We start from the raw sequence: 24479 nt of genomic DNA, 5'->3' as shown, positions 1-24479 counted from the left end.
GTTCGGGTTAGCTTCCCCCTTTTGGGAGCCCTTTGAAGAGGCGTTCGGGAATCAGCGGCGTCTTGAACACCCAACGTACGCCGGCCTGCACCGTCCAGTCCACGCCCAATGGCGTATTGTCTCCCGTAATTCCCACACCCGGCCCGGCAAACACGTTCCAATGTCCAAACCGGTAGCCGACCTGGCCCACTACGTACGACGCGGTTTTTCGGTGCACATTCCAATCACTGTTCCAGGTCCCCCCGACAGAGGTCCACCAATGCTCAGACCAGATGGTGTTAAAGGTCCCTTGGACTTGCATGAAGTGGACGTCGGGGCGGGCGGGATCGTCGGTGACGGAGTTGTAGTCCTGGACCACGAGATAGAACATGGAGCGTAACCGGGCCAACGGGGAAGCCAGCACGACGCCCGGTCCAAGGACATACGAGCCCGTGCCCAGTTGCTTTTCTGAGGCCGTAGGGAACAAGACATCGGTTCCGAGGAACACGGCGACATACTCGCTTGTATACACCCGCCCGCCGACGCGGAGGACCATGTCGCTGGTGCCATTTGTCGGGAATCCCTGTCGCTGGTGCTGATCGGCCCACACATAAGGCATGGTGACCTGGACGCCGAAGTTGGGTGTGACTGGGAGGCGGATCACGGCAGTCGCCGTGTCCAGACGAAGACCGTGGGTGAACTCACTGTGCCCGTACGTGAGCTGATAGTACCCGATGATAGCGGTAGGGTCCGTGCCGAAGAGTGAGGCGGCCTCCGACAATTGCCTTCGCTCTTCTTCGAGACGCGCGCGCTCTTCAGGTGTGGCGCCGCGAATCAATGACTCCAGCCGCCGAAGTCTCCCTTCCGGTTTCTCTTCCGTCGATTCTACAGAGCGATCGTCCGGTGTTTGCTCCTGCAGAGATGATGCGGTTTCTGCCGTGGGAGTCTCAACTGGCTTGTCATCGAGGCTGCTCGATATCTCGGCTGCGTTCGACACAGAGCCTATTCCTAATATTACTGTGCATACGATGGTCAGAACGATGAGAACACTCATGATCATGGACTGCTTAGCAGTGAATTCAGAGAGTCAGGTTTTGCAGGTCCTGCTGTTCACCTTTATCGGCTCGCTTACTTCGTCCATCCCTGCAGCTCAACTCTAGGCCTGAATCTGTTGCCATTTGCTATGCAGGCGTCTTGGCTCGGCACTCAATTGTGCTGTTGTGAGCCGGAAGCCTGCTGGCTCGATGGGTGTCTGCTGTGCTGGTCAGAGCAATTTATTCAAGAGCCCATCTTACCATCGCAGCGGTTGCCACTCTCCAGGCGGCCGCCCTAGCTCATCAGGGACCGGGTGGCATCACGGGGGGTATTGGCGCGAAGAAGAAGAGCAGCCCCAAGATGATGTAAAGAGCGAGTAACTGCGCACCCTTCAGCCAGTCGGATTCGCCATTGCCGGCCACCTGGGCGGTGATCAGGATGGCGAAGAACACCGAGAAGGCGAGGCCGGGGCGGAAGACCAGGTCCATAGGGGTAGGACCGAAAACAAGGCTAGATAGCACAAGCACCGGTGCGACGAACAGCGCAACCTGAACGCTCGATCCGATGGCAATCGACAGCGCGAGATCCATGCGATTCTTCATTGCCGCCTGCACGGCGGTGGCGTGCTCAGCGGCGTTGCCGAGAATGGCGACGACGAATACGCCGACGAAGATGCTGTTCAATCCGAGCACGTGGGTCGTCGGCTCGATGGCGGAGACCAGGATCTCGCTCATCCAGGCCACCAGCACTGTCGCTCCGGCAAGGACGAGGATCGCCTGCCTAAGGCTCCACCGGGGTTCCTCCGACCTCTCGGCCCCCTCTCCCGCAAACAACTTCTTGTGCGTAATCAGTTCGAAGCACAGGTTCAGCGCATAAACGACCAGCAACACACAGGCGACGGCGACGCTGAGATCGCTGTCAATCTTCGCATTTGCAACCCCGGCTAGTGCCTCTAAGACGGTCAGTCCCATAAGCGCAATGGAAGCCAGTGTCATCATCGTCGCCTGCGACCGCGCCGCCGACGCGTTGTAGGTTTGCACATTGAACCTGATGCCCCCTGCCAGCATCGCCGCGCCGAGCACCAAGAGGATGTTGCCGATGATCGAACCGGCGAGCGACGCCTTGACGACATCGTACAGCCCGCTGTTCAGGGCGACCACCCCGATAATAAGTTCGGCCGCATTACCGAATGTCGCATTAAGAAGGCCGCCGACCCCTTCGCCCATGTAGCTCGCGACCTCTTCGGTGGCCCGTCCCATCCAGCCGGCGAGAGGGATGATGGCGAGCCCGGAAGCGATAAAGATCCACACGTATCCGGAGGGATTCGCGTACTCCAGCACCACCGCAACCGGCACAAAGAGGAGCATCCAGTTCAACATGTGCGCCTCCTCATTTCTACGTCTGTTGCCAAAATCCAAGCCTGATTCCGTTGGCGATTTCCATAGCAACCCGGCTTTAACCAGCCCCGTGTGCGCTCTCCGCAGTAGGGGGCCGCTCGGCCAGCTCTTCGCTCACCCATGCCTCAAGAAGCCGGTACGAGACGGCCAGCACCATCGGCCCGATGAAAATCCCGACGAGACCGAAGGCGATCAGCCCGCCGATCACCCCTGCCAGAACCAGGAGCAGCGGTAGGTCTGCGCCTTTCTTGATCAGGATCGGACGCAAGGTATTGTGTAAAACAGGGCCGGTTATGATGGTCCACAGGAATAGCATTACGCCCCAACCGATGGATCCCACCCAGAACAGCCAGACAATCGCGACGAGCATGACCAGTCCTGCGCCGACCTGAGCCACCGCGAGCATGAAGATGATGGCGGTCAGGATCGTCGCGAAGGGCACGCCGGCGACCGCGAGACCGATGCCGCTCAAAATAGCCTGGACGAATGCAGTCACGACGACCCCGAGCGCGACGCCACGGATTGCTTTCCCGGCAAGAATGACCGTACTTTCGCCCTGCGCTCCGGCCAGCCGCAAGCCGAAGCGGCGAATTCCTTCTGCCGCCGCTTCACCGGTCGAAAAGAGAATGGCAGAGACGACCACAGTGAGCAGGAACTGGAGAGCCATCATGCCGAAGCTGCCGATCTGCGCAACGAACCAGCCAACGACTGCCCCGGCATAGGGAGCGAGCTTCTTCGCCAGATCCTCCTTGCCCAGAACAACCAGGTCACTCCAGGCTTGTGCCGCTCGCTTGCCGACGAGCGGAATCGTCTGGAGCCAGTCCGGAGGTTGCGGTAGCTGAAGTGAGGTCAGAGCACCGGCCCAGCCGGTGATGACGTGGGCATTGGAGACAATCGTTCCGATCGCCAACGACAGCGGCACGACGAGCACGAGGAGAAGGACACAGGTCATCACCACGACCGCGAGCGAGCGCCGTCCCCACAACCATCCTTGAATACGCAAAAGCATCGGCCAGCTTGCGACGACAATCATGGTGGCCCAGATGACGGCGGGCAGGAAGGGCCACAGGATCCAGAGCGAACCGGCGATGAGCCCGCCGATGAACAACACCGCGAAAATGGTTCGCGTTAAGTCTTGAGTGTTGACAGATGTAGGCATGAGCGGAGCCCTCCCTCTTTCCTATTATGGCTTCGCACTCCGGAGCATGCTTAGCAATGTGCTTGGCTGTCTGGCCACGGGTCAATTGGCCTGGATCGTGAGGAGCTGGGACGGGGCCTTCTCGCCGGTCTCGGCCAGTGTCATCAGGATGAGGAGGAATGTGATGGTTCCCTTCGAGCGAAGATCGCGGTTGTCGATCCAGAACCACAGGTCGTTATAATAAATCGCGACGAATGCGTCGGCCGGCTTGGACGTTCCGCTGATAATCTGAACCAGTGGCGGGGGAGCTTCCTGACCATCGGGTGGAACCATCGCTGCTGGAAATACGCGGTGCTCCTGCTGGTGCCCCTCTGGAACCTGGACGAACGAGGACATTTCGCGCAGGAGCTGCATTCCCGAACGTGTCTGTATGGCCACGACATCATCCTTGGGTAGTGCTGTCCCATAGATGATCCGAAAATCGGTCACAGCCGGATTTATCCCGAGCATACGTTTGGCTTCAGCCCGCTCGGCCTGTATTTCTGCTGGAACGGTCTTCAGTGGGAAAGACAGGACGAGACCTCCGCCCTTCTTATCTTGCTCAGGCTCGGCGCGTATTCCAACGGCGCCTGAGTCCTGAATCTTCCGCAGGGACTTCAGCAGCTTGGCGAAGTCCGGGTCCGCCGGGCGCGGTCTGGCTCCGCCTCTCGAATTCGACAGCGCATTGACACTCTGCACGGCGACGTTGAGCAAAAAATCGATTGGATACCCGGATTCGACCAGTTCGAACAGCCGGATGGGAGGGATGGGAGTCATCAAGGTACGGATGAACTGAGACCCGGTCAGGGGTACGAAGGTGATGGTGGGGCGATCCGTATACTGGCCCTGCGTGCCGAGATTGAAGAAATTGGTGCCGGTTGCTCCCGATGGATTGATGGTCGCCCCGGCCTGAACGGTGCTGACCAACTGGTAACCGGTCACGATCTGGCCGACATCCACAAAAATCGGCGTGACTCCGTATTGGAGCTTCACGATATTGAGCAAGGTCTGTTGCTTCCAGGAGTTGGCCACGGCTTGTGTAAAGTCCAAGCGGTCTCGGTCGAGCGTCATGGCGCCGAAGCTCATGCAGCCGCTCAGACCGAGCAGAGCAGCCCCACTGGCCACCGGCCGCAACCAATCCATGTTGGAGCGTGCTTTCATGATCTGTTCACATTCATTTCAACGTTCGCGACGAGCAAAATAGAAATAGGCGCCCACGCTGAAAAAATTTGTCGCCACCGCGATGATATTCCAAAGGATCACGGGTCGTGAAGCGATCAACAACCCGTAGTAGACCCAGACGATTTGAAACGCGCCCATAATGGCCGCCATCCTCGGATTCATGCCTTTACTGGACTTCCGCTTAAGCATCGCGATCAAATCCGGGAGGGCGGCGAAGGTCGTTCCTAAGCCTGCCACAAACCCCACGACCTCCGACCGTTGAAAGCCGGGGAAGAGCAGACTCTTGGTATCTTGGATGGCTAATTCCTCACAGCCCGCAAGAATGATCGCGCCGAAGATAAAAAACAACAACTCACGTCTCTTGGGGGTCAGCATAGTGCCTCCGCTATACCCAACTCCAGCAGCCTCGGGATCAGGTCCCGGTTCTCATCTCGAAGACGTGGTAACCCCAGCCTGGCATGTCGAGATAGAGGCCTCGTGACAGAAGATCATCTCCGTCGCGATCATAGCAGGCTTCGCTCATCAGATCCTGGAATTGCACGGTGCGGCCCGCAAGATCTGGATAGGGGAGAGGGACATAACATTGACTCCAGTTAGTGGTGTAGTTGACTGCCACCAATAGTCGATCCTTGCCGGGGCCTTGCCAGGCGAAGATCAAGAACGCGTCCCATGTTCCGTTACCTTCCCATGCCGACACACAGTCGAGCAGCTGCCACTGTCCGTCCCGAACCGTCCGCCGCCGGAGTACGGCCAGGAGCTGATCATAGAATCGATGGAGCGCTTCGTCGGTCGGCTCCCTCGGGCCACGGACCAGATGTGGCGAGATACGCTTTCTTCTTCCTTCGAATTGTCCCTGATGGAAGAAACGCAGACCCATGGACAAGAATGTGATGACAGCTGCGGCTTGATGCATGCCGGATGTGAACGTCGCGGCAGCTCTGGGCTCGTCGTGGTTCTCCATGAATCGGGCCATCTTCTTTTGGTATTCGTAGTCGGCGCGCAAATGATCGCGGACCGGCCTCGCATGGCCTTCGCGGAGGCGATCGTAGAGCCGCTTGTCGTAGGTGTAATCGAATCCCTGTTGCTGTAGGGTCCATTCGAGATCCCAATAGACCTCGGCCATAAAACAGAAACCCGGAGATTGTTCTCGCACTCGTTGAGTGGCTTTGGGCCAGAACAGCTCCGCTTCAAGACCCCAGGTCCGTTGGAACACCTCGGGCAGGACAAGCATGGCCATATCGCAGCGAACTCCGTCACATTGTCTGGCGATCTTCAGCAACTCGCCGATCATCGCCTCCTGCATGGCTGGATTGCCGTAATTAAGCTGGAGCGTATCCGGCCAGCCGGAGAAATAAGGATCGCGCCCGTAAGCGAGCAGTAAGTCACCGCCTTTTCGCTTAACCCAGGTATAATTTTGCGGCGTCCGTGCCAGATCCAGTTCGCTGCCGGTAACATAATACTCGGGATGGTCTTCAACCCACGGATGATCCAGGCCCGTGTGGTTGGGAACGAAGTCGAGCAGCAACTTGAGGCCACGCTTGCGGAGCCGTTCACGGAGCCGTGCCAGGGTTGCATCACCTCCCAGAGCCTGATGCACTGTATAACCGGTGATGGCGAATCCGGAGCCGGCAATGTCTTCTTTGCGGAGATCAGGCAACGTGTCCTCGAACTCTCCGCGCCACTCATGATTGGCGCGCGAAACTCGTTGCCCCGCAGGGCCGGTTTGCCAAACGCTCAAAAACCAGACCCAGTCAAAACCCGTCTTCGCGAGACGATCGAGTTCCGCGTCCGGAATGTCGTCCAATGTCGCAGGCCGACCGAGAGACTTAGAGAGTTCAGTCAGCCAGACTCTGGTGTTCATTTGATAAAGCAGAGGATGTGCCGGCAAGGCTTTCACGACCTCAGTGTTTCCGCACGGAAGCCTTGAAGACCCCCAACTTGCCACCTTCCAGGGCGCTCTTGGAGTCCAGAGTGCCGATGATCCTGATCAGTCCAGCCACGAGCCCAGTCCAGCCGGTCTGATGGCTCGCACCAATGCCGGCCCCGTTATCACCGTGGAAGTACTCGTAGAACAGGATATGGTCCCGCCAATGCGGGTCCTCTTGGAATTTTTTGGAGCCCCCATACACGGGCCGGCGCCCGTTGCGACCTCGGAGGAAGATCCGCGCGAGCCGCTCTGTGATCTCCTGAGCGACTTCAAACAGGTTCATCATCCGACCGGAGCCGGTGGGACATTCGATTTTGAAGTTGTCGCCGTAGTAGGCGTAAAAGTTCAACAGAGCACGAATGATCAGCGCGTTGACGGGCACCCAGATCGGTCCCCGCCAGTTCGAGTTTCCCCCGAACATCCCGCTATCCGATTCCCCCGGCAGGTAATCCACTCGGTATTCCTGGCCTTCCACACGATAGATGTAAGGGTGCTTCTCGTGGAATTTGGAGAGTGAGCGAATGCCGTAGGGACTGAGGAACTCCTCCTCGTCGAGCATCTTGGTGAGGATTCGGCGGAGCCGGTCCTGATTGATCAAGGCGATGACTCCACGGTCGGCCACTCCCCAATTTCCCTTGCCAGTGGGGTGAATGGACGTCATGAGCTCGGGCATTTTCTTCAGGCGTTCGTGATTAATCGCCGCGGTTTTGGGAATCCGATCACGTTGCCAAGTCTCTATAACGGTCGTAGCGCACAGAGGCAGCAGACCCACCATAGACCGTACTTTTAATCGTGTGGCGCTGCCATCAGGGAGTCGAAGAATGTCATAGTAGAAGCCGTCCTCTTCATCCCACATCCCACCTTCGCCTGGCTGATTCATGGCTGAGGCGATCCACAGAAATTGTTCAAAGAATTTTGCGGCCATGTCGTCGAACACGGGGTCGTAGGCTGCCAGCTCCACCGCGAGTTCACCCATGTTCTGGTTGAAGAGGGCCATCCAGGCTGTACCATCGGCCTGTTCTAGGTAGCCGCCGGTCGGCAGCGGAGCGCTGCGGTCGAAGACGCCGATATTGTCGAGCCCGAGAAAGCCCCCCTCGAAGACGTTCTTGCCGAAACGGTCCTTGCGGTTCACCCACCAGGTGAAGTTCAGGAGCAGCCTTGAGAAGGCGGACTTGAGAAAGTCGACGTCTGCTTCACCCTTGCGGGCAGTCAACACGCGGGTGAGGAACAGCGTGGCCCAGGCATGAACTGGCGGATTCACATCGCTGAAGTTCCATTCATATGCGGGAATCTGGCCGTTCGGATGGAGGTAGTGCTGGCTCAGCATGAGTTCGAGCTGCTGCTTGGAGAAGTCCGGATCGATCACCGCGAACGCGATCGTATGGAAAGCCAGATCCCAGGCGGCATACCACGGATATTCCCACTTGTCCGGCATGGAGATGATGTCGTCGTTGATCATGTGGAACCACTCGCGATTGCGGACCTGCTTGGTTCCACGGTGTAGCGGGTGGGCCTGATGCTCGTCCAGCCATTGGTCCGCGTCGAAGTAATAGTACTGTTTGGTCCAGAGCATGCCAGCGAAGGCCTGGCGCACGATGTTGGCTCGGTCGCGGTCCTTCTTGACAGATGGCGGAGTCACGGTGTCGTAGAATTTATCTGCTTCCTCGAGCCGCTCGGTCACAATCGTGTCGAATTTCCCGAACGGATCGCGGAGCTTGCCCGGTTCCGTCCGAGTTAAACGCAGCCGGACCACCAGCGTGGCTTCAGGACCGACGGTCAGTTGGTAATGGGGTGACGCCTTCGTCCCGATCTTGTCCGGGTTCACCGCATCCCTTTGTCCATGCACGAGATAATTGTTGATGCCATCCTTCACGTAGGGGGTTCGGTTTGGGGCGCCGAAGATACGCTGTGTGTTGGTTTCGTTTTCCGTGAACAGCAGGGGAACGGTGCTCTCGCAGTAGAGGTAGTAATCGGCCAGGGACTTCTGGAACAGAGGGTCGGTATGGTGCGCGTGGATCACGCTGGATTTTGAGTGCTTGACCGACCTGAGCTCAGGTTTCGAGCCGCCCCCTTCCCAGGACCAGGTGTTCCGGAACCAGAGAGTCGGCAGCACATGGAGCGCTGCCGCCTCTTTTCCCCGGTTACAGACCGTAATCTTGACGAGGATGTCCTCTGGCGACTCCTTCGCGTACTCCACAAACACGTCGAAGTAGCGATCCTGATCGAACACGCCTGTGTCGAGCAGCTCGTATTCGGACTCGTTGCGGTTCCGACCCCGGTTGGTCCTGACGAGATTGTCATAGGGGTAGGCTGCCTGCGGGTACTTGTAGAGGTATTTCATGTAGGAATGAGTCGGCGTGCTGTCGAGATAGAAATAGTATTCCTTGACGTCCTCTCCGTGATTGCCTTCGCTGTTGGTCAGGCCAAACAACCGCTCCTTGATGATCGGGTCCTTGCCGTTCCAGAGGGCCAACGAAAAACAGAGGACCTGATGGCTATCGGAGATTCCGGCGATTCCGTCCTCTCCCCAACGATAGGCTCGGGATCGTGCCTGATCATGGCTGAAATAATTCCAGGCGTCACCGTTCTCACTGTAGTCTTCGCGGACCGTACCCCATTGCCGCTCGCTCAGGTAAGGCCCCCAGAATTTCCAAATGGAGCCATGCTGCGACAATCGAGTATGCTCAGCCGTTTCCGCCATTATGTCCTCCTACAATGCATGATCCAGAAATACCGTTCAACGCGGTTTGGCACCCTGCAAGAAAATCTCCTCCTCTTTCTTGCGCAAGGGGTCAGAAAAAGAAGCAGAGTATAGCGATTTAGCATGGAAAAATCATCTGGTGCGGACGGACCTTCGCGGCGGGATGGGGGCGTTGCACTGGGCACAGATTTTCACCGAATCCCAATGAAATCATCGTCTGCTGGCGCATTAGTCGTCAGGCTTGAGTAGGAGGCTGCCCCAAAACGCCTCATTGGTGACCATTGATTTTGGAAAGATCGCCGATGCAAACTTAAAAGATTACGATCCCCAGGGACGTCTATTCTTGTCGGTGAGAAATAAGGCACACGTGTTGCTTGGCCTTCGATTATTGCAGTATTTCCAGTGTGACAAAGCTCAAGAGGAGGACGCGCTTTGAAAAAGCAGAGAGCCCTACCAGCTCGAGCATCTATGGAGTTGAGCACACAGGAGACTGGCAATAGCTCTCCTCTCGGCGCGACCGTCATGCACAGCGGCGTCAACTTCAGCCTGTATTCGCGTGACGCCACCGGTGTGGAGCTGCTGTTCTTTGATCAGCCGAATGACGCAAGGGCGGCGAGTGTGATCGTCCTCGATCCCGTATCCAACCGCACCTACCATTATTGGCATGCCTTCGTACCTGGTGTTCAGACTGGACAGATCTATGGATATCGTGTTCGCGGGCTTTGCGATCCAGGGCAGGGCATGCGCTTCGATCACAACAAAGTGCTGCTCGATCCCTATGGCCGTGGCGTTGTGATGCCAAAACGATACAGTCGTGATGCCGCCAGTGAGGAAGGTGACAATGCCGCGACCGCGATGAAGAGCGTCGTGGTGAACTCATCTGAGTACGATTGGGAAGGCGATGTGCCGCTGAAACGGCCCTCCGCTCGGACCATCGTGTACGAGATGCACGTGCGCGGCTTTACCCGCCATCCCAGTTCGGGAGTTCTTGAAAAAAAACGCGGCACCTATGCCGGTCTCATCGAAAAAATCCCTTATCTCCAAGAACTGGGGATCACCGCCGTTGAACTATTGCCTGTCTTCCAATTTGATCCCCAGGATTGTCCGCCAGGGAAAACGAATTACTGGGGCTATGCACCGGTCTCCTTCTTCGCTCCCCACCAGGCCTATAGCTCGCGGCAGGATCCACTGGGTCCCGTCGATGAATTTCGCGACATGGTCAAGGCGCTGCACCGGGCCGGTATCGAAGTCATTCTCGATGTGGTGTTCAATCACACGGCCGAGAGCGATCAGCGCGGGCCGACGCTCTGTTTTCGCGGCCTGGACAACAACGCGTACTACATTCTCGAGGAAGACCGGTCCCGCTACGCCAACTACACCGGTACAGGGAACACACTTAATGCCAACCATCCGATCGTCCGCCGGATGATCGTGGACAGCCTCCGGTATTGGGTCCACGAGATGCACGTGGACGGGTTCCGGTTCGATCTCGCGTCGATCCTGACGCGCGATGCATCTGGCTGCGTGATGCCGAGCCCTCCGGTACTGTGGGATATCGAGTCGGACCCATTGCTGGCCGGCACCAAGCTCATCGCCGAGGCGTGGGACGCAGCCGGGCTGTACCAGGTCGGAAGTTTCATCGGGGACAGCTGGAAGGAATGGAACGGACGGTTCCGCGACGATGCCCGCAGCTTCTTCCTCAGCGAAGAGGGCTCGCTGGCGCGTTTTGCCGATCGCATGGTCGGAAGCCCGGAGATTTACGGGCACGAGCATCGTGAGCCCGAGCAGAGTGTGAACTTCGTGACGTGTCACGACGGGTTTACGCTGAATGATCTCGTTTCCTACAACCAAAAGCACAACGAAGCGAACGGCGAAGACAACCGTGACGGGGCCAACGACAACCGGAGCTGGAACTGCGGTGTCGAGGGACCGACCGATGATCCCGCAGTGGAGAAGCTTCGGAACCGGCAAGTGAAGAATTTCCTCACGGTCACGCTCCTCTCGATCGGGATGCCCATGATTCTGATGGGTGACGAAGTACGCCGCACGCAGCGCGGCAACAACAATGCCTACTGCCATGACAACGAGATCAACTGGTTCGATTGGACACTGGTGACTAAACATGCCGACGTGCTTCGGTTCGTGACGTTGCTCAACGAGAGGCGGATCTTGCGGGATGTGGAGCATGAGCGTCAGCATCTGAGCTTGACCGAACTGATCGCACAGGCGAATAAGGCCTGGCACGGCACCAAAATCGGACAGCCGGATTGGAACCCCCATTCGCACAGCGTGGCGTTCTCTGTGGAGATGAAGAAGGAACAACATCTGATCCATGTGATCCTGAACGGATATTGGGAGCCGCTTGAGTTCGAATTGCCTCCGGTGGACAACGGGAGCGCAAATCCATGGCGACGATGGATCGATACGGCCCTCGACTCGCCCACCGACATTGTTTCGTGGAAATCTGCTCCGATGATTCCCGGGTATCTGTATCGAGCTGAGTCGCGCTCTGTGGTGGTGCTCTTTGCCGACTTGGCGCCCGCACCTGCTCCTCTCCCAATTGGGGAGAGGAAAAAGGAGAGGGGAGGAGTGAAGGCTAAGAGCTGAAATCTGAAAGCTAAGGCGTGAGAAGGAAGGACTGTACGCCGACCGGTTCGATATGTATACTCCACCGGCCAGAAATAAATGCGAAACGTGCAGGACATCTCTAGGGTAAGGGGGACTCGATGGCGCACAAAGATAGCGGGGATGCCGACAACGGCAAGAAAAAGCTGAAGCGGAAAGAATACGAGAAAGAACTGCGCCGACTGCAGGCGGAATTATGCCATTTGCAGGCCTGGGTGAAAGAGAAAGGCCTTCGGATCATGGTCGTGTTCGAGGGACGAGACGGCGCCGGGAAGGGCGGCACGATACGCGCCATCACCGAACGTGTGAGCCCACGCATATTCCGCCTTGTGGCGCTTCCAGCTCCTTCCGATCGCGAGAAAACCCAGATGTACATCCAACGTTACATGGCGCACTTCCCGGCAGCTGGTGAAATCATCATATGGGACCGCAGCTGGTACAACCGTCTTGGGGTTGAACACGTCATGGGTTTCTGCACCAAGGAACAATACGAGCGTTCCCTCGAACTCGGTCCGAAGTTTGAGGGAGTCATCGTGGAAAACGGGATTATATTGATCAAATACTGGCTCGAAGTGAGTCATGAGGAGCAGAAGCGGCGTTTCCAGGCTAGAGTCGACGATCCATTGCGTCAGTGGAAGCTGAGCCCGATGGACCTGCCCTCCCTCGAGAAATGGTACGAGTACTCGCGCGCGCGCGATCGGATGCTGGAAGCCACCGATTCGAAACACGCGCCATGGTATATCGTCCGTTCGGACGATAAAAAGCGGGCACGCCTCAACTGCATCACCCATTTGCTGTCGCGGATTCCGTACAAAAAACTGCCACGAGAGAAAATAAAACTCCCCAAGCGCTCGAAGAAATATAAATACGACGATCAGACGACGTTAAAAAGAAGGAACTTTATCCCCGAGGTGTATTGAAGGTTGGGCACTTGGGATCATAGGATACGGGACGGTTCGTCCGGTTGAATCGTCCGCACGCTAATCTGAAAAGGAGGCGGAGATGCGCGTCATCGTGAGCCTATTGGCGGTTTCAATTCTTGGTGGAGTAATCGGCTGTGCCGCAACACAAGAGGCCAAGTCGGTGGAAAAGTCCGGCTTTCTCGGGGACTATTCGCTGCTGAAAGAGGGTGAGCGCAGCACGATCAGCGAAGGAAGCGGCGACACGGCCTTGTTGATCTACAAGAACCCTGCGGCGGATTGGTCCAAGTACAAGAAGGTTCGGCTGGACCCGGTGACTATCTGGATGAGTCAGAAGGACTCTCAGCTGAAGGACGTGTCCCCCGAAGATCGGCAGCGGCTGACTGCTCTCTTGTGGTCGAAGCTCGATGAACAGCTGAGGAAGGATTACGAGATGACGGGACAAGCGGGTCCGGATGTGATGCAACTCCAAGTCGCCATCACCGAGGCCGGCGAGTCTTGGGCGGTCCTGGACACAATCACAAGCATCATCCCGCAGACACGCCTCCTCACCGGGGCAAAGGGTATGGCGACCGGGGTATCAGGATTCACCGGCAGTGCAAGCGTTGAGGGCAAAATTGTGGACACCGAGACCGGTACCATCCTATTCGAAGCGGTCGACCGGCGTGGGGGAACGAAAAGTCTGAGCGGTGTCACGAATTCCTGGAACGATGTGGAGGAAGCCTACCGGTTTTGGGCCGAGAAGCTCCGCTATCGATTGTGCCAATGGCGAGGAGGAACGAATTGCGTCGAGCCGAAGGCTTGAGGCATTGCGAAGTAAGGGCTAGGCTCCGTACTGTTCGATAAGAAGGAGGCGGATATGCGTCGCATTACATATCTAGTGCTGCTCGGTGTTGTCCTAGGAGTTGGGGGCTGTGCTTCAACGCAAGAGGCCAAGTCGGTGGAGAAATCCGGCTTCCTCGGGGACTATTCCATGCTAAAGGAGGGGGAACGCAGCGCGTTCGCCCAAGGGGCCGAAAATACGGCCTTGTGGGTCTACAAAAATCCCAATGTAGATTGGCGCAAGTACAAGAAGATTTGGCTAGAGCCGGTGACCATCTGGATGAGCCAGAAAGACTCTCAGCTCAAGGAGGTCTCAGTCGAAGACCGGCAGCGACTGGCAGCGCTGTTGTGGTCGAAGCTCGACGAACAACTCAGAAAAGATTACGAGATGACGAGCCAAGGCGGTCCGGGCGTGCTTCATGCCCAAGTGGCCATTACCGAAGCGGGGGAATCGAATGCCGTGCTTGATACAGTGACAAGCGTGATCCCGCAGACACGCATGCTTTCCGGCATGAAGAGCATGGCAACCGGGGTATCGGCGTTCACAGGTAGTGCGAGCGTGGAAATGAAGGCGACGGATGGAGAGTCCGGAACACTGCTTGTTGCGGCGGTTGACCGCCGTGGCGGCACGAAGAGTCTGAGCGGCGTAACCAATTCCTGGAACGACGTGGAGGAGGCGTACCGTTATTGGGCCGAAAAAGCTCGATATCGTTTGTGCCAGTGGCGTGGGGGGATGAACTGCGTCGAGCCGAAGGCCTAATGGGGAAGTGAAAAGTGAGAAGTAAGGAGTTAGAAGTGAGCTGAGCTGAGATATGAGTGCGATCCAACTCACTCGGGTTGGATCGTGCTCGCCCAGCAAAGATCTATGAAGTCTGCTCTTCTGAGCATCGTCTGCCTATCTACGACGCTTTCGCTTTCACTCGCCGCCCTCGCGCAGGATCAGCCGTCACCGAAGAAGCATGATCTGAAACAGGCTCCAGTCCTCAAGCCCTGGACCGGGGACCTGGACGGCATGGTCCAACGCCGGGTCATTCGTGCACTCGTGGCCCCATCTCGCACATCGTACTGGCTCATCGGGATCAGGCAAACGGGTGCCGAATACGAACTCCTCAAGGCATTCGAGAATGAGATCAACCAGAAATATAAGACGCAAGGGAAACATATCCGCATTCATGTCGTCTTCGTCCCGACATCGCGCGACGAGCTGATTCCGGGGTTGCTTGAAGGACGAGGCGACATCGCCGCTGGCATCTTGACGATTACGCCAGAACGTCTCGAGCAAGTCGATTTTGGTGAACCGTTCTTTCGAGGCGTCAAGGAAATCGTAGTGACGGGACCGGCATCGCCGGAACTTTCCTCCGTTGACGACCTTTCTGGTAAGGAAGTCTTCGTCCGCAAATCGTCAAGTTTCTGGACACATCTGGAACGGCTCAACGAGCGATTTAAGGACGAGCACAAACAACCGGTGCTGCTCAAGGTTGCTCCGGAGGACCTTCAGGACGACGACTTGCTGGAGATGGTCAATGCCGGCCTCGTTGGCATTGTCGTCGTCGATCGATATCAGGCGCTCCTGTGGGCAAAAGTCTTCAAAAAGCTCAAGGCGCACGAAGACGTGGTCGTGAACGAAGGAGGCGATATCGCCTGGATGATCCGTAAAGACAGCCCAAAGCTCAAAGCGGAAATTGCGGTGTTTGCCAAAAAGTATGGCCAGAAATCAGACTTCGGGAAAGCACTGGTCAAGAAATACGCCGGCAGTACCAAGATCGTGAAGCCGGCGACATCAGCAAGCGAGATCAAGAAGTTCGAAGCGACCGTTCAGTTCTTTCGCAAGTACGGGGCCAAGTATGACACCGATTATTTATTGATGATGGCACAGGGGTACCAGGAATCCCTGCTCGATCAGAACGCCAGGAGTGAAGTCGGCGCAATCGGCGTGATGCAACTCATGCCCGCAACCGGCAAGGAGATGAACACCGGCGACATCACGCAAGTTGAACCGAATATCCATGCAGGTGTCAAATACATCAGTTTGATGCGTGACGAATTCTTCGCCAACGAACCGATGGATGCCCGCAATAAGCTCCTCTTTTCATTTGCCGCCTACAACGCCGGACCGGGACGTGTCCAGAAGCTCAGGAAGGAAGCAGAAAAACGGGGACTCAATCCACACGTCTGGTTCAACAACGTCGAGATCATCGCAGGCGAACGGATCGGCGAGGAGACGGTGACCTATGTTTCCAACATCTACAAGTACTACGTGGCCTACACATTGGTTGAAGAGCAGCGTGCTGAGAAAGAAAAGGCCAAGAGCGAACTGCAGCAGATCGTTCCCAAGACTCCGTAATCACGCCGCACGCCAACGGTTCCGGCCCATCCTTGATCTCCGACCCAGTCAAGTTTTGCCAGCGGCATCGACACCCTGTGTTGTTCCATAAAAATGTTTGGGCGTCTGCATAGAGAGCACAGAGAGATAGAGGCCGAGATCATTCCGGTTCCCGTACTTGACTCGACTCAGAGCACTCTTTACAGTGCGAGAGGAACTGATCGCGGGAAGAACGACACTCAATGACCATGATGTCTTCTCCAGATCCCTCACCTTCCCACATCTCCGGATTCTCGACCCCTGTCGGTACCCGCCGACGCTTCTTCCAATGGGTCACCAGGGCTGCGGCTGGCTTTATCGGTCTGAGTCTCGCCGTTCCATTAGTCGGTTATGTGATTTCTCCGGCACTGAAGCGACGTGTCCAATCGTGGGTGGACGTGGCTTCTGTAGACGAGCTCTCGGTTGGTGAACCCAAGCAGCTGGACTATGTCGCGACCATTCACGACGGCTATCTCGAAACGAAGGCGCACAAAGCCGTCTGGGCGGTCAAACAACCGGACGGAGGGGTGACAGTGTTTTCTCCCATCTGCACGCACTTAGGCTGCGGCTATCATTGGGATGCGGCTGATCGGAAGTTCAAATGTCCTTGTCACGGTAGTGTCTACGATGTTACGGGCCAAGTCCTGGCCGGGCCGGCACCTCGTCATTTGGATGACCTCCCTTCAAAAATTGAAAACGGGCGTCTATTGGTGATGTACAAGGAATTTAAGTCGGGTGTGCGCGATAGGATGGAAATCTAGTGACACGTGACGAATGACAAGCATGCAGCGAGGTGGGAGGCGTAAGGAGGGAGGCGACAGGCGAACAGCCTGCATGGAGAAACCGCTGTCACCTCGCGCCTAACGCCTCTCGACTCAAGAGGTTCTGATGGCTTCCCGGTTATACGAATGGCTGGACAGTCGCCTCAATTTGAAGGCGGTGGAACATTCACTGCTGAATGAGCCAATTCCAGGCGGGGCGAGCTGGATCTATGTCTTCGGGTCGGCCACGCTGTTCCTCTTTATCCTCCAGGCCATCACCGGGATGTTTCTCGCTGTTTACTATGCGCCGACGCCGGACCATGCCTATGACAGCGTGCAATTCATTGAAAACCAGGTCACCTTTGGTTGGTTCGTTCGCGGCCTACACCACTGGGGTGCATCGGGCATGGTCGTAGCGGTCGGTCTTCACATGCTCCAGGTCTTTCTCTACGGAGCCTTCAAACCTCCACGCGAGATGATGTGGATGGTTGGCGTGGTACTGTTTCTGCTGGTGATGGGATTCGCGTTTACCGGATATCTGTTGCCGTGGGACCAGACTGCGTACTGGGCGACGCAGGTTGGTATCAATATGGCCGGGACGGTTCCACTGGTTGGCGATTTCGTGGTGAAGGTCCTGCGCGGCGGAGAGACGCTGGGAGCGCTGACCCTCTCTAGATTCTTCGCGGTCCATGTGCTCTTCCTTCCTGCCCTGATCATCATGGGCATCATGCTTCATCTCTTCATTCTTCGGCGGGTGGGTCCCGCTGGGCCTTGGGATGAGACAAAAGCTGCGGCCGGCAGCGAGACCTTCTACCCTCGGCAAGTTTATATGGACGCCGTGGTGATGTTGGGTGTCTTTGGGGTGCTGGCTGTACTGGCCGTGCTGGTTCCCTTCCCCCTGACCGACAAGGCCAATCCGTCCGACACCAGCTTCGTGCCGGTGCCGGAGTGGTACTTTCTCTTCTATTACGAGCTGCTGAAGCACGTGCATGGGCCGCTGGAGCCGTTTGCTACCTGGGTGCTACCGGGAATGGCCGTTCTCGTGATGTTGCTCTGGCCCTTCCTTGATTGGCAAAAAGCCGTGCGTGCCCCTGCCTCGCGTCCGGTGGGCATAGCGCTGGCCGTTCTGTTCTTGGTGTCGGTCTTTTCACTGCTGGGTATCTCGTTAAAGAATCTCTATGCGGTGAAGCGAGTAGACCCTGGTGTGGCGCACGGTCAGGCTTTGGTTGACCATCTTGGTTGTATCGGATGTCACAGGATTCATGGAACGGGTGGTGCTGTCGGGCCGGATCTTTCCTATGTGGGCGATCAACGCCCCGATAGAGAATGGCATCTCAAACACTTCCGCAATCCGCAGTCGGTCTCACCAGGCTCGATTATGCCGAAGTTTCCCCTGACTGATCAGGAACTTCAGGACCTCGCCAGCTATATGTTAAGCCTCAAGCGGGCAACGTAATTCCTCGAGTATCAGTCAATCTCTCAGGAATAGCCTTACGATTCTCTGCCTGGGTGAAGGTCCCGAGCAACCCATCCTCTGTGAACTGTCCACAGGTTGGTTCATTGCAATTTGGGGGGGAATTCAGGTACACTTCGCACCCCCTGGAGGTCTCAGTATGATGGGTCGTCGACGCAACGTTCCCGGCCTAACCCAACCGATGGTTTTTCTCTGGTTGTTGAGCTTCTTATCGTTGGCTCTTGTCCATTGCAAAGGCGAAACCGCCTCTGCACCGCCACCGCCATTAATCAAAGTCGAAGTCGCCGATGTCATTCAGAAAGATGTGCCTATTCACTCGGAATGGGTGGGGACAACGGACGGCATGGTCAATGCCGTGATCCGGGCCCAGGTCACCGGATATCTCATCAAACGCCCCTATACTGAGGGTTCGTTCGTCAAGAAGGGTGATCTGCTATTCGAACTGGACCCCAGCAAGTTCAAGGCGGCCTTCGATCAGGCCCAGGGAGATTTGGCGAAGGCCGAGGCGCAGTTTATCAAGACCAAGCAGGATGTTGAACGTGACACCCCGCTTGCCAAACAAGGAGCCATCAGCCAAAAGGAACTGGACGACTCTATTCAGTACCACGCCGCCGCCAAAGGGAGCCTGGCGGCTGCGAAAGCGGCGGTGGAAACGGCGAAACTCAATCTGGGTTGGACCAGGATTACCGCACCGATCGACGGAGTGGTCGGCATTGCCAAGGCGCAAATCGGTGACCTGATTGATATCAACAGCGAGCTGACATCGATGTCGACGGTCGACCCGATCAAAGTCTATTTCCCAATTAGTGAGCAGGAATATCTTCAAGCTTCAGAAAAAGTCCAGCAGCGTTACAAAGAACGGGAAACGGGAGGAGAGTACAAGGGGGCAGCGCTCGAATTGATCCTGGGCGGTGAACAGGTTTACCCGCACAAGGGACAATTCTATTTGGTCGATCGCCAGGTAGATGTGAAAACGGGCACCATTCGGGTTGCCGCAACCTTCCCCAATCCCAATAATGTCCTCAGGCCCGGTCAATTTGCGCGAGTACGGGCAGTCACAAAGACGCGTGAGAAGGCGCTCTTGGTTCCTCAACGGGCAGTGACGGAGATGCAAGGCAGCTATCAAATCGCGGTGGTGACTCCTGAAAACAAGGTGGATATCCGGCCTGTCAAAGTGGGGGAGCGAGCGGGAAATCTCTGGGTCATCGATAAAGGGCTGAACCCTGGCGAACGTGTGGTTGTTGAAGGGTTGCAAAAGCTGAAAGCCGGTATGACGGTCGAGCCCAAACCGTTCCAGGAACCCGTGGATGAAAAAGCCGCCTGACGCGGGTCTGACGTCTCTCCGCTGACCTCGCTGAGTCGAATCTCTCAATTCTATGGCGAAATTCTTTATCAACCGTCCGATCGTCGCGATGGTGATCTCGATCATCATGGTGATCCTCGGCGTCATCGCGATGGTTCAGTTGCCCATCGCGCAGTTTCCGGACATCGCTCCTCCAGAAATTCAACTGCAAGCCACGTACGTCGGAGCTGACGCTGTCGCTCTCGAAAAGTCGGTTGCCACTCCCATCGAACAAATGATGAGCGGGGTGGACAACATGATCTACATGTACTCGGTCAATGCCAGCAACGGCCAGATGACCCTGCGGGTGGATTTCGACATCAACACCAGGCCCAATGACGACCAGATCCTGGCACAGATGCGCTATACGCAGGCCGAGTCCCAGTTACCGCAGGATGTACGGAACTTTGGGGTGACGATCAAGAAATCGACGACCAGTCCACTCGCTCTGTTTTCTCTCTATTCGCCCAACGGTACCTACGATGCGGTCTTCCTCGCGAACTATGCGTACGTCAATATCAACGATCCTATGACTCGTGTGCCAGGCATCGGTCAGGTGACGATTTTCGGGGCGGGCCAATACGCGATGCGTTTCTGGGTACGGCCGGACCAGCTCGCCAAATTGGGCATCACCGTGACGGAGATTCTGAACGCCGTCAAGGCTCAGAACACGGTCAATCCGGCCGGCCAGGTCGGTATGGAGCCGGTTCCGCCAGGCCAGGAGTTTACCTATACGGTTCGGGCGCAGGGTCGGTTAGAGACGGAAGAAGAATTCGGGAACATTGTGATCCGAGCCAATCCGGACGGCTCCATGGTTCGATTGAAGGACGTGGCGAGAGCTGAACTCGGCGCGCAGATGTACAACATGATCGGCCGGATGAATGGCAAACCGTCGGCCATCATCGCCATTTATCAGCTGCCTGGATCCAACGCGATTCAGACCATGGATGCGGCAAAAAAATTGATGGAAGAGATGAAGTCGCGGTTCCCGGCAGACCTCGACTATGTGACCTCCCTCGATACGACGCTGGCTGTGCGGGAAGGCATCAACGAAATCGTGCACACGCTCTTCGAGGCTCTGGTGCTCGTCATCATCGTCGTGTACATCTTCCTCCAGGGCTGGAGGGCAACCTTGATTCCGCTGCTTGCCGTGCCTGTCTCGCTTATTGGAACCTTTGTACTGTTTCCGCTGCTCGGGTTTTCGATTAATACGCTGTCGCTGTTTGGTCTCGTGCTGGCGATCGGGTTGGTCGTGGATGACGCTATTGTAGTCGTCGAAGCGGTCGAGCACCACATCGAACACGGCCTGTCGCCGAAAGAGGCGAGTCTCAAGGCCATGGAACAAGTGTCCGGGCCTGTGGTGGCGATTGCGCTTATCCTTGCTGCCGTGTTCGTGCCGACCGCCTTCATTCCCGGTATAACTGGGAGGCTCTATCAACAATTCGCCGTTACCATTGCTCTGTCCGTCGTCATCTCGGCCTTCAACGCGCTGACCCTCAGTCCTGCCCTGTCAGCGCTGCTGCTCAAACCTAAAAAACCGGCCAGGGGGCCCCTGGGACTCTTCTTCGGTTGGTTCAATAAATGGTTCGGACGCGCGACCGACGGGTATGTGAATTGGTGTGGCCATCTCATTCGAAAAGCCGGCTTCTCGATGCTGCTTCTCCTCGGAGTCGCCCTCATGTCCGGCTGGCTCGGGGCACAATTACCGACCGGGTTCCTACCGATGGAGGACCAGGGTTTTGTGTATCTGAACGTCCAACTTCCGGAGGCTTCCTCTCTTCAGCGGACAGACCAGTTGTGCAAAGAGATCGAGGCCATCCTCAAAGACACCCCTGGCGTCAGATACGCCACCACGGTCGTCGGGTTCAGCCTCTTGAGTACGGTGAGCACGACCTACAATGCGTTCCTCTTCGTTACGCTCGATCCTTGGGAAGAGCGAAAGAAACCTGATGAGCAGCTCCTGTCAATTTTCAAGAATGTCAACGCTCGATTGGCCGAGTTGCCCGAAGCCAAAGCCTTCCTGTTCCCGCCGCCCGCGATCCCGGGCGTCGGTACCTCGGGCGGCGTGACACTCATCCTGGAAGACCGTGCTGGAAGGGATATCGCGTTCCTGGCGGACAATACTCAGAAGTTCATAGAGGCTGCGCTCAAACGTCCAGAGATCGGGAGGGTTCTCACCACGTTCATTCCCGATGTCCCTCAGGTATTCGCGAAGGTAGACCGCGACAAGGTGCTCAAGCAGGGTGTGAACCTCTCTGATGTGTACCAGACACTGCAGGCCTTTATGGGTGGAGTGATGGTGAATTACTTCAACCGCTTCGGCCGTACCTGGCAGGTGTACGTGGAGGCGGAAGGCGAGTTTCGGACGCAGGCCGAAAATGTCGGGCAATTCTATGTTCGCAACGGCTCCGGAGATATGGTTCCCCTGTCAACGCTGGTGGCGATGGAAACTCACCACGGTCCGGAATTCACGATGCGTTACAACGAATACCGCTCTGCGCAGTTGCTCGTCGGATCAGCGCCCGGGTACACCTCCGGTCAGGCGATGAAGGCATTGGAGGAAGTGTTCTCGCAGACGATGCCGGCCGGTATGGGATTCGATTATATGGGCATGTCGTTCCAGGAAAAGGTGGCTGCCGAGGGTGTGCCGGCCAGCGTGATCTTCGGATTTTCCTTGCTGTTTGTGTTCTTAATTCTCGCCGCGCAATATGAAAGCTGGGCGTTGCCGTTCAGCGTACTTCTCGTTACGCCGATCGCCGTCTTCGGCGCCTTCGGTGCCCTGTGGCTGCTCAAGCTTGCGGCTCCTCAAGCGAGCGAGAACGACGTGTTCACTCAAATCGGGCTGGTGATGTTGATCGGATTGTCCGCCAAGAACGCGATCCTGATCGTGGAGTTTGCAAAAGTCGAGTTTGAAGGAGGGAAGTCCATCACAGACGCTGCCTTGGCCGCCGCCCAAGTTCGGCTCCGGCCCATTCTGATGACGGCCTTCGCGTTCATCCTCGGTGTCGTGCCCCTCGTGCTCGCCACGGGAGCCGGAGCGCACGGGCGAGTCCTTCTCGGTCTCGCCGTGTTCGGCGGCATGCTGACCGCGAGCATGATCGCGATATTCCTCATCCCGGTCTCGTTCTACGTTGTCGAGAGCCTGGTGCATCGAGGTGAACGCCACACAAAACCGACACCAGGCGCACCCACTCCAGGGGCACCGAAGGGAAGGGGCGATGGGCAGCCGCCGCAACCAGTTCCGCAACCGACTCTCTCGCCGACCCATGCACGTGAGGCCGGAAGCTATGGAGGAGGGCACTGAGATGGTAGCGAAGCAAGATGAGCGGGAAAAGCGCCAGGAAGGGGGATGGGCTATCCACCTCAATATAATGGTGGTGCTCACAAGTGTGGCATTTTTGCTGACCGCCTGCATGATGGGCCCTGACTACACCCGCCCTGATACTCCGAAGGCCGACGCGTGGCGTTTGACACCTACGACCGCTGAGTCCATCGCGAACCTGCGCTGGTGGGAGCTGTTGAAGGATCAGACGCTTCAGACGTTGGTCCGCACGGCATTGCAAGAAAACCTCGATTTGCAGATCGCCTCCGCGAACATCGAAGAATTTCAAGCTCAAGTCATGATCGCCAAGTTCGATCTGGTTCCCTCGTTCAGTTACTCGGGATCCGTGTTCGGTTTTCGGAACACCAACGACAACGTCGTTCCACTTGCTGGTGGCGCCCTTCCGGCAACCACGCCTGGCAAGGGAGGGGGATTGAGCCTCTCGCACGAGGCTGCCGAAGTCGGTCTCAAGTGGGAGATTGATCTCTGGGGCCGCATCCGCCGGTCGATCGAGACGGCCAAAGCACAATTACTTTCGAAAGAGGAAAATCAGCGTGCGGTGATCCTCGGGTTGGTCAGCAGTGTCGGTCAAACGTACTTTGACCTGCGGGGACTGGATTACGAGGTGGAAATTACCAAACGCACTCTTAAGGCGTGGGATGAATCAGTTCGGTTGTCGGAACTTCGCTTCAAGCAGGGAGTTATTCCGAAACTCGATCTCGATCGATTCCAGGCGGAACGGGCGGGAACCGCCGCTCAGTTGGCCGACCTGGAGCGACAGGTCGTTCAAACGGAGAATCGGCTCAGCATTCTACTTGGGCACAGGCCAGCGGAGGTCGCAAGAGGGCTTCACCTGACCGAACAATCAATGCCGCCCACTGTCCCGCCCGGGCTGCCGTCCGACCTCCTCCAACGGCGTCCGGATATTCTCAAAGTCGAGCAGGATCTGGCGGCCGCTACGGCCAATATCGGCGTGGCCCAAGCGGTCCGGTTTCCGCAACTCGCGCTGACTGGAGGGATTGGTGGAGCCGGACTTCAATTCCAAGGAAGTTCCTTCGGGCCGTTCGCCACCTTTAAAGGCTCTGCCTCGTTGACCGGCCCGATCTTCAATGCGTCGGCGTTGGGTTATCAAGTCAAGGCGGCAGAGGCGCAAACTCAAGCCGCGGTGGCCCAATACAGGAAGACCGTGCTGGGCGCATTCCAGGAAGTGGAGGATGCATTGATTGCCGTTCAGAAGTCCGGAGAACAACGGACGGCGCTCGAACAGCAAGTGAAGGCCCTGCAATCGGCATACAGCCTCGCCGATTTTCGCTACCAGGGAGGGCGGGCCAGCTACCTCGATGTGTTGACCGCGCAACGCGCTCTATTTGATTCGGAGCTTGCATTGGCTCGTACACGTCGTGCGCAACTGACGTCTGTCGTCCAGCTCTATAAAGCTCTTGGTGGAGGATGG

The 24479-nt window shown here is 56.9% G+C and carries 17 protein-coding genes; 10 read left to right on the top strand and 7 right to left on the bottom strand.

Annotation, left to right across the window (positions count from 1 at the left end; translation table 11 throughout):
- Positions 1-7 precede the first annotated feature (7 nt).
- From VEI50_03345 to VEI50_03315, 7 genes are all read right to left on the bottom strand, one after another.
- Positions 8-976, bottom strand: a complete 969-nt coding sequence (locus VEI50_03345; GenBank protein HXX74141.1) for a hypothetical protein — start codon at positions 974-976, stop codon at positions 8-10.
- Between the two features lie 340 nt (positions 977-1316).
- Complete coding sequence (gene cax, locus VEI50_03340; protein HXX74140.1) at positions 1317-2393, bottom strand: calcium/proton exchanger; 1077 nt, start codon at positions 2391-2393, stop codon at positions 1317-1319.
- 76 nt (positions 2394-2469) lie between these two features.
- Complete coding sequence (gene ydiK, locus VEI50_03335; protein HXX74139.1) at positions 2470-3570, bottom strand: AI-2E family transporter YdiK; 1101 nt, start codon at positions 3568-3570, stop codon at positions 2470-2472.
- Between the two features lie 81 nt (positions 3571-3651).
- Positions 3652-4749, bottom strand: coding sequence for a hypothetical protein (locus VEI50_03330; GenBank protein HXX74138.1), 1098 nt, complete (start codon positions 4747-4749; stop codon positions 3652-3654).
- An 18-nt stretch (positions 4750-4767) separates the two neighbouring features.
- Complete coding sequence (locus VEI50_03325) at positions 4768-5145, bottom strand: SemiSWEET family transporter (GenBank protein HXX74137.1); 378 nt, start codon at positions 5143-5145, stop codon at positions 4768-4770.
- 37 nt (positions 5146-5182) lie between these two features.
- On the bottom strand, positions 5183-6667 hold the full coding sequence (locus VEI50_03320; protein HXX74136.1) for an alpha-amylase family glycosyl hydrolase: 1485 nt from the start codon (positions 6665-6667) through the stop codon (positions 5183-5185).
- Between the two features lie 4 nt (positions 6668-6671).
- Positions 6672-9398: a glucosidase gene (locus VEI50_03315; protein HXX74135.1), complete on the bottom strand. Its 2727-nt coding sequence runs from the start codon at positions 9396-9398 to the stop codon at positions 6672-6674.
- 432 nt (positions 9399-9830) lie between these two features.
- Here VEI50_03315 and glgX point away from each other — a divergent pair, with 432 nt between their 5' ends.
- The 10 genes from glgX to VEI50_03265 form a co-directional block, all read left to right on the top strand.
- Complete coding sequence (gene glgX / locus VEI50_03310; protein ID HXX74134.1) at positions 9831-12005, top strand: glycogen debranching protein GlgX; 2175 nt, start codon at positions 9831-9833, stop codon at positions 12003-12005.
- A gap of 119 nt (positions 12006-12124) precedes the next feature.
- The gene (ppk2, locus tag VEI50_03305) at positions 12125-12943 is read left to right on the top strand and encodes a polyphosphate kinase 2 (GenBank protein HXX74133.1); all 819 of its coding nucleotides are present in this window, start codon (positions 12125-12127) and stop codon (positions 12941-12943) included.
- Positions 12944-13025: 82 nt separating this feature from the next.
- Complete coding sequence (locus tag VEI50_03300) at positions 13026-13748, top strand: DUF3313 domain-containing protein (protein HXX74132.1); 723 nt, start codon at positions 13026-13028, stop codon at positions 13746-13748.
- A 54-nt stretch (positions 13749-13802) separates the two neighbouring features.
- A complete protein-coding gene (locus VEI50_03295; protein HXX74131.1) occupies positions 13803-14525 on the top strand; it encodes a DUF3313 domain-containing protein in 723 nt (240 codons plus the stop codon).
- Positions 14526-14630: 105 nt separating this feature from the next.
- A complete protein-coding gene (locus VEI50_03290) occupies positions 14631-16109 on the top strand; it encodes a transporter substrate-binding domain-containing protein (protein HXX74130.1) in 1479 nt (492 codons plus the stop codon).
- A 227-nt stretch (positions 16110-16336) separates the two neighbouring features.
- Positions 16337-16888 (top strand): ubiquinol-cytochrome c reductase iron-sulfur subunit, encoded by a 552-nt coding sequence (locus VEI50_03285; GenBank protein ID HXX74129.1) that lies wholly within the window; start codon positions 16337-16339, stop codon positions 16886-16888.
- Between the two features lie 127 nt (positions 16889-17015).
- Positions 17016-18344: a cytochrome b N-terminal domain-containing protein gene (locus tag VEI50_03280; GenBank protein HXX74128.1), complete on the top strand. Its 1329-nt coding sequence runs from the start codon at positions 17016-17018 to the stop codon at positions 18342-18344.
- Between the two features lie 157 nt (positions 18345-18501).
- A complete protein-coding gene (locus VEI50_03275) occupies positions 18502-19686 on the top strand; it encodes an efflux RND transporter periplasmic adaptor subunit (protein HXX74127.1) in 1185 nt (394 codons plus the stop codon).
- A 52-nt stretch (positions 19687-19738) separates the two neighbouring features.
- Positions 19739-23008, top strand: a complete 3270-nt coding sequence (locus tag VEI50_03270; GenBank protein HXX74126.1) for a multidrug efflux RND transporter permease subunit — start codon at positions 19739-19741, stop codon at positions 23006-23008.
- Between the two features lies 1 nt (position 23009).
- Positions 23010-24479 (top strand): efflux transporter outer membrane subunit (locus tag VEI50_03265; protein ID HXX74125.1); only part of this gene is annotated, 1470 nt, incomplete at its 3' end.

The sequence above is a fragment of the Nitrospiraceae bacterium genome (genome assembly GCA_035623075.1).
GTDB lineage: Bacteria > Nitrospirota > Nitrospiria > Nitrospirales > Nitrospiraceae > DASPUC01.
The sequence above is the reverse complement of the archived record's forward strand: the minus strand, read 5'-3'. Positions and strand labels throughout refer to the sequence as shown.

What these genes read in the sequence shown, in the direction of transcription:
- cax (HXX74140.1), bottom strand. Translation starts at nt 2,393, where the DNA reads ATGTTGAACTGGATGCTCCTCTTTGTGCCGGTTGCGGTGGTGCTGGAG.
- ydiK (HXX74139.1), bottom strand. Translation starts at nt 3,570, where the DNA reads ATGCCTACATCTGTCAACACTCAAGACTTAACGCGAACCATTTTCGCG.
- VEI50_03330 (HXX74138.1), bottom strand. Translation starts at nt 4,749, where the DNA reads ATGAAAGCACGCTCCAACATGGATTGGTTGCGGCCGGTGGCCAGTGGG.
- VEI50_03325 (HXX74137.1), bottom strand. Translation starts at nt 5,145, where the DNA reads ATGCTGACCCCCAAGAGACGTGAGTTGTTGTTTTTTATCTTCGGCGCG.
- VEI50_03315 (HXX74135.1), bottom strand. Translation starts at nt 9,398, where the DNA reads ATGGCGGAAACGGCTGAGCATACTCGATTGTCGCAGCATGGCTCCATT.
- ppk2 (HXX74133.1), top strand. Translation starts at nt 12,125, where the DNA reads ATGGCGCACAAAGATAGCGGGGATGCCGACAACGGCAAGAAAAAGCTG.
- VEI50_03300 (HXX74132.1), top strand. Translation starts at nt 13,026, where the DNA reads ATGCGCGTCATCGTGAGCCTATTGGCGGTTTCAATTCTTGGTGGAGTA.
- VEI50_03295 (HXX74131.1), top strand. Translation starts at nt 13,803, where the DNA reads ATGCGTCGCATTACATATCTAGTGCTGCTCGGTGTTGTCCTAGGAGTT.
- VEI50_03290 (HXX74130.1), top strand. Translation starts at nt 14,631, where the DNA reads ATGAAGTCTGCTCTTCTGAGCATCGTCTGCCTATCTACGACGCTTTCG.
- VEI50_03285 (HXX74129.1), top strand. Translation starts at nt 16,337, where the DNA reads ATGATGTCTTCTCCAGATCCCTCACCTTCCCACATCTCCGGATTCTCG.
- VEI50_03280 (HXX74128.1), top strand. Translation starts at nt 17,016, where the DNA reads ATGGCTTCCCGGTTATACGAATGGCTGGACAGTCGCCTCAATTTGAAG.
- VEI50_03275 (HXX74127.1), top strand. Translation starts at nt 18,502, where the DNA reads ATGATGGGTCGTCGACGCAACGTTCCCGGCCTAACCCAACCGATGGTT.
- VEI50_03270 (HXX74126.1), top strand. Translation starts at nt 19,739, where the DNA reads ATGGCGAAATTCTTTATCAACCGTCCGATCGTCGCGATGGTGATCTCG.